Annotated in this window: 3 protein-coding genes; 2 read left to right on the top strand and 1 reads right to left on the bottom strand. The window is 45.0% G+C overall.

The window, feature by feature from the left end:
* The first annotated feature begins 774 nt into the window (after positions 1-774).
* On the top strand, positions 775-3330 hold the full coding sequence (locus tag KDK19_RS16755; RefSeq protein WP_257279921.1) for a hypothetical protein: 2556 nt from the start codon (positions 775-777) through the stop codon (positions 3328-3330).
* A 128-nt stretch (positions 3331-3458) separates the two neighbouring features.
* On the opposite strand, the gene KDK19_RS16750 is transcribed toward KDK19_RS16755, so the two are convergent.
* A complete protein-coding gene (locus KDK19_RS16750; RefSeq protein WP_257292411.1) occupies positions 3459-4739 on the bottom strand; it encodes a hypothetical protein in 1281 nt (426 codons plus the stop codon).
* A gap of 348 nt (positions 4740-5087) precedes the next feature.
* On the opposite strand from KDK19_RS16750, the gene KDK19_RS16745 reads away from it, so the two are divergent.
* Positions 5088-5794 (top strand): hypothetical protein (locus KDK19_RS16745; protein WP_257292410.1); only part of this gene is annotated, 707 nt, incomplete at its 3' end.

Here is a 5794-nt window from a genome sequence, read left to right as displayed (position 1 = left end):
TTTGTAGAAAAGTTCTGGTTTGTAAAACCTGCATGCTGTTCAAGTTCGACAACAAAACGTCTTGTCAACGGCTTAGCCTGGCAGATGACTGACAATAACAGGAACAGCAACAGCGGTGCTACAAAGAGTGAGTGTCTAATCATTCTGTCCTTGCTATCTGGTCTACAGAGAGGAAGGATAGATCACCTCACGAAATAGGGTGTCGTAAATATCTGCGTTCACATGCTTCAGTGTTGAAATCCAGACGTTTTCTCAAGTTGCACAGATCATTTTTCGTTGTGTATACATTCCCAGGCAAAGAGGTTGTTGCAAAAGCAGCAGGTAAAGCCAGGCCACTTGTTAACGCTGCATCGGTGAAGGGGGGCACTTCTGCGGTAGCCTCTGGAGCGTGGAAACGAATTGAATCACGTTTTTATCATTCATCAGATTCATGTTTTTGATTTAATAGCATCAATGCAGGATATTTAGCTTCTTATTTAGTGGGGTTGTTTTGTTAATAGAATGAAATATTGAGTAACAAAAGAAAACCGAAGCCCTTTAATAAGGTGACCTGCATCAATGAATTGGTGTTTTCATGGTCTTTCGGGTTAAGTCGATTGTTTTAATTCAATATCCTTTCTGCTGTCAATTGATCTTGTTGTAGCGCCTGCTGGTTTGCTTACTGCACAGATAAAAGTGCGAATAGTTTTGGGCGAACTGAGATCAAAATTTCTTGTTAATAAGCTTATTTAAATACCCTTCACCGAGAGTGATGAAAAATAATTACAAGGAAAAATGATGCAGTACACACGTTTAGCCAAAGCGATTGCATTGACTCTACCTGCTATGTTGCTGGCAGGTTGTGATGATGTTCTAAACGACGATGTTGATGAAGTTACCCTGCAACCCCAGACGTTGAAGTTTGATCCAGCCAATGGTGTTATTCCTTACCCCAACGATATTGTTGGGCTCGATGAAGATGGCACACTGAAAGTACCCGGAGAGACAGATTGGGCTGATACTCCGGGTGATAGCCCTAATACCTTTTGGAACTACTATGGCACTCAGCAGTGGGGTACATCGGTTCCAATGGTTCTGGAATTTGTCAAGGCTCCGGAAGAATCCGGGGGCTCACCCGGCATTGATCCGGCTACGTTTCAGGGAAGCATTAAAATGTTCCGTGAAAACGCTGACGGCACGCTTGAAAGTCTTATTTGGAATGAAGATTTTCGAGCGATTCTGGCAAAAGCGGGCACTATTAATATTGAGCCTCTGAAGCCTTTTGATGAAGATACCCGCTATTTTGTCACTCTGACAACGGGAGTTAAGGATGTTCATGGTCAATCTTTGCAGGCTTCATCTGCCTATAAGCAGCTCTTAAGCAGTAATGATGAAATGGGGCTGCATTTGCAGGATGTGATTGATCGGTTGGCAGGGGCTGGTATTTCTGACAACAGTATTATATATGCGGCTGATTTTACTACGGGCACTAATGTTAGTGTGATTCGACCTGTTGTTGAAAACTACCTTAATGAGTACTCATCAGACACCAAGATCACAAATTTAGTACCAGAGGCTGTTCCATCAGATCAGAAAAATACGCTTGTTGCAGGGTTTTCTGATCTGCTGAAGAAGGAAGGCGTGTCCATTCCAGAACCAGATTCGACAGAAACGCCTGAATACCGGGTTTTCTCTGCGACCATCAACTTGCCGGCCTATCTGGACACACCTGAGATGGGGCAGAACTGCGATTACAATGAATATGTTGACAGTATGCAGGAAGGTGGCAGCCATGACAGTCATCCTGAGAACTTCAATGAGTACAGGGTGGCACCACAGGTATTCTGCTCAGGCGCTTTCAGTTATTTCCAAACAAACGACGGTACGCCTATCAATGCCAGCAATGCTTCTGATATCCGAGTGTTTAAAGAGCCGGATCAAAATGCCATAAATGCCAGAATCTATCTGCCTTCTGGTGCAGTTCCCGCTGACGGATTTAAAGTGGTTATGCATAGCCACGGCTTCGGTAGTTCAAAAGATGAGGCTGAGCTGTTTGCTGAACAACTGGTTGGATCCGGTTATGCTGTGGTTGCCATCGACCATCCTCTGCACGGTGACAGAGTAGTAGATATTGATGGCGACGGTGTCGCTGATCTGGATGCTTCGGTTCGTCGGACTGATTATGCCAGTCCTGAAAATCTGTTAACCACCCGTGGCTTTATGTGGCAGGTGGCTCTGGATTATGTCGGCATTCGCATGGCTATTGCCAATGGTGTGGGAGACGATCAGGGTAATACGCTTCTTGATACCGGGAATGTACATATGTTAGGGAGTTCGCTGGGAGGAATTCACAGCACTATTATCTCTGGAATGATCAGAGATGCTCAGGAGAATATACCCGCTTATAAAGAGCAACTGGATCTGAAGACAACAACGGTGAATGTACCCGGTGCTGGTGTAGCCACCGTTCTGATGCAGTCTCCTGTTCTATTTCCCGAATTGCAAGAAGACGTTCTGCACTCTGCTGCTTTCCGTTTATTTATGGCTGAAAAACTGGGTTTATATAATCCTGTAACAGAGCTTTCTAAAGATGAAAAAGTGGCGGCTCTCGATAAAACCGATGAGTATCGCGATGGCTTGGAAGGTGTCGATCTGACCCGGACCGATCAGATTACTGATGAGGAAATACGTCAATTGGCCGATGACGTGCTGGCAGCCAGTGCTGCCATGGGTAACTCATCACCAGCTGACTTTGCTGAATTTGAAGAGCAAATCTGGGTAGCCTACGAAAGCCCTGCCGAGATTGCTTATCAGGCCATTATTGATCCTTCCGATCCGATCAGTTATGCCAGGGTGCTGGCTCAATATCCCGATGAGCCCATTCTGTTGAGTGAAGCGGTCGGAGACGGTTCAAACGATTTGAATATAGCGGGTCTTGCTATTGCTCTGGCGACAGAGGGTAATGAATACAATCCGGGTGACTTTGTGATTGTAAACCAAGCGGATGAAATGCCTCTGGGTGGTACAGATCCTCTGATCAGAACATTAGGTTTGGATCTGCTGGTTGGTGGTGAAAATGGTGAAAAGAGCGTTACCACCATCCGTGGCGCTTCCCGTTATGGTTATGGCACTCATATGTCCAGTTTTGTTCCTATGCCTTTGGCTATAATCGATCCGGATCTGCTGCCCAATGACATGCAAGTTCATAATAGCATTGTTAAAGCCACTCTTTCATTCATGGACTCGAACGGGTCTTTTGTGGAAGTTAAAAACTATGGCCTTACCAATGGCGATAATCTTTTGCTGCCTGAAGAGGATTTCCCGGAGCAGCCAGAGTATAAGAGGAGATAATTCTTGCTTTAGAGAGGGTGTTGCATAATCCTGGTTCCCAAGCTTTTAGGCACTGCGGGTCTCAGTTTGGGAACGAGTCAGAGAAGGGCTGCATTTATCAACAGTCTCTTGGTACGCCCTAAAACACTCTATTTTTTCCTTTGTTCCTCAAATTCACTCTTTGCCAATTGGTAACCGGGAGCACCAGGAGCATAATAGAGTTCATTAAACAAGTCTTCGGTTTTAATACTTCCCAAAAAACCACATGTCAGTGAAGATTCGTAGCTTGTTTTTTTTGCAGTGCCAATTATTGTGAATATCATCTTGCCTCTATAGTAGATGCGATGATAACCGGTAACACTGCCATCACACTCTGGACGGACACTAAACGGTTGTGAAATTTTTGAAATATCGGAAGGTTCAAGATGTTCAAGTAACTCGATGGCATTCCTGAATACCTGGATATCCGGAGAAGGAGATTCTGCTTTGGAATGCACATCATTTTCAATGAGAATAGTCATTAACCAATTCATTTGCTTTATGATTCGTGACACAAAGACTCTGGTTTTGTACGCTACTTTTGCGTCAGCCTGATGGGCCTGTGATGGAAGGGGTTGTATTTCTGTCATTGCATAATGAGCGCGGCCTAACGATTTTTCTGCGGAAATCAGTGCCCCTTCAGCGAACTCACTTCTATTGGGTGCTTTTCGGAGTTCACAAACGCCGTGACAGGAATCGGCGTAACACGCTAAACCCAGAGTATGTTGGTCTTGTTCGGGGCCTTCGTTACCGCCACCAGAGCCAGACGACAGGAGACTGTTGAAAGAGCCTGTAGCATGAGTGGTTATCCCAGAGGCTTGCTGACCGGATGATTGTGATGGCGGCTTTTGTTGGTCACTTTGCTTTAGGTTGCAGTGTCGTTGGTTTTGTTCAGGAAGCGTCGTTGTGGTGATCGTAAACGGGTCATCCTGACTTACCTCCAGTTGATCTCTTGGGTTAAACAGCAGTGAATCGGGATTCCAATAGTGTTCTAAAAACCAGCCGACAGCGACAAACGCCTCTTCAGGTACCCATGAATAAGGTTTGCCGCCAAGAGCGGCACCATGGGTAGTCAGGATCAGTTCGTAAGCAATCAGCAGATTGGTGACGCGAAGCAACTGCCATGAAATAGACTCAGTAAAGGTCGTTGTTAACCCGTAACCGCCAAGTCTGAGTGGTGTGTCATCAGGCGGCAAAAAACCTGCATAATCGTTTGTGTCGGTAAGGTACTTCGGATTGTCCAACAATGTATTCAGGTCGTGCTTAACAAAAAAGCTCTGATAGGTCTGTTGATGCTCCATAACAAAACGCCTTGTCAACGATTCTGCCTGACAGATGACAGATATAGACAGAAGCAGCAACAGCCGCGCCGCAAAGAACGATTGTTTCATTATTCGATCCATGCATTACCAGATTCGTAGTCGGGAAAGGTAGATCAGGGAAGTAGCAAATCAAGAAAATATGCGTGTCTTGCTGTCTATAACAAAAGGTTGCACTGATATGGCAAAATATGTCCCTCATATTCACTTTTTGCAGACTGGTAGTCGGGAGCATCAGGAGCATAATAGAGTTCATTAAATAAGTCTTCGGTTTTAATAGTTCTGCGTATTCTGGCATCTTCTTCCCGACGCATTTTTATCTGATGCAACCTTTGGTTTTTGACAAAAAAACCGTTTTTTTGATTTATCACTTTCCCGATCTATTTTTTTCTTTATAAATTAGAGCGTAGAGATGGAATAATGAGAAACTCATTCTTTGCGACACTGCTAGCGATAATATCTGTCTTCTGCCAAGCCGAAGTGTTGACAATGCGTTTTGTTGTCGATTCTCAACAGGATGCAGGCTTTTCAAACCAGGGCTTTTCTATAAAGAGTGATCTCAATACACTGCCGCATATCCCTTCAGACATCGCTGACAAAGATGGCTATCCCGGGTCAAATTTTCTGTCTTCTGATAAACGACATAGACTTAGCGGTTATGAGTTAAAGGCGGCCCTTACCAAGTTCATTTCAGTGCAATGGCTTTACGCTACGAATCTGGTGCTTGCTTACGAACGTGTCTTTACCATCCATGACGCCGCTCTGGGCGTCAAGCCGATTTCATGGCTACCTTTAGAAGTGTTTGTCCTTATTGGTTTACTTTTGAAAAGCTATTGGAAACCCGATTCACTGCTGTTTAACCCGATAGAACAACTGGTGGTCAGTCAGGATGAGCCGTTTGCGATCACCTCTATGATGCTCCCCGGAAATGACCAACAATACGGCCAACAAAACCAGCAGCCATCATCATCCAGTCAGCAAGCCTCAGGAGCTACCTCCACCCAACTTAACGGTTATTCTACCAGCCCTCTGTCTTCTGGTTCTGGTGGCGGTAACGAAGGCTCCGAACAACACCAGCATACTTTGGGTTTGGATTGTTACGTCGATTCCTGTCATGGCGTTTGTAA

Origin of the sequence: Endozoicomonas sp. ONNA1 (assembly GCF_024606325.1) — a bacterium.
Classification (GTDB): Bacteria; Pseudomonadota; Gammaproteobacteria; order Pseudomonadales; family Endozoicomonadaceae; genus Endozoicomonas_A.
Note: the sequence above shows the minus strand (reverse complement) of the source record. Positions and strands in the feature narration are given on the sequence as shown.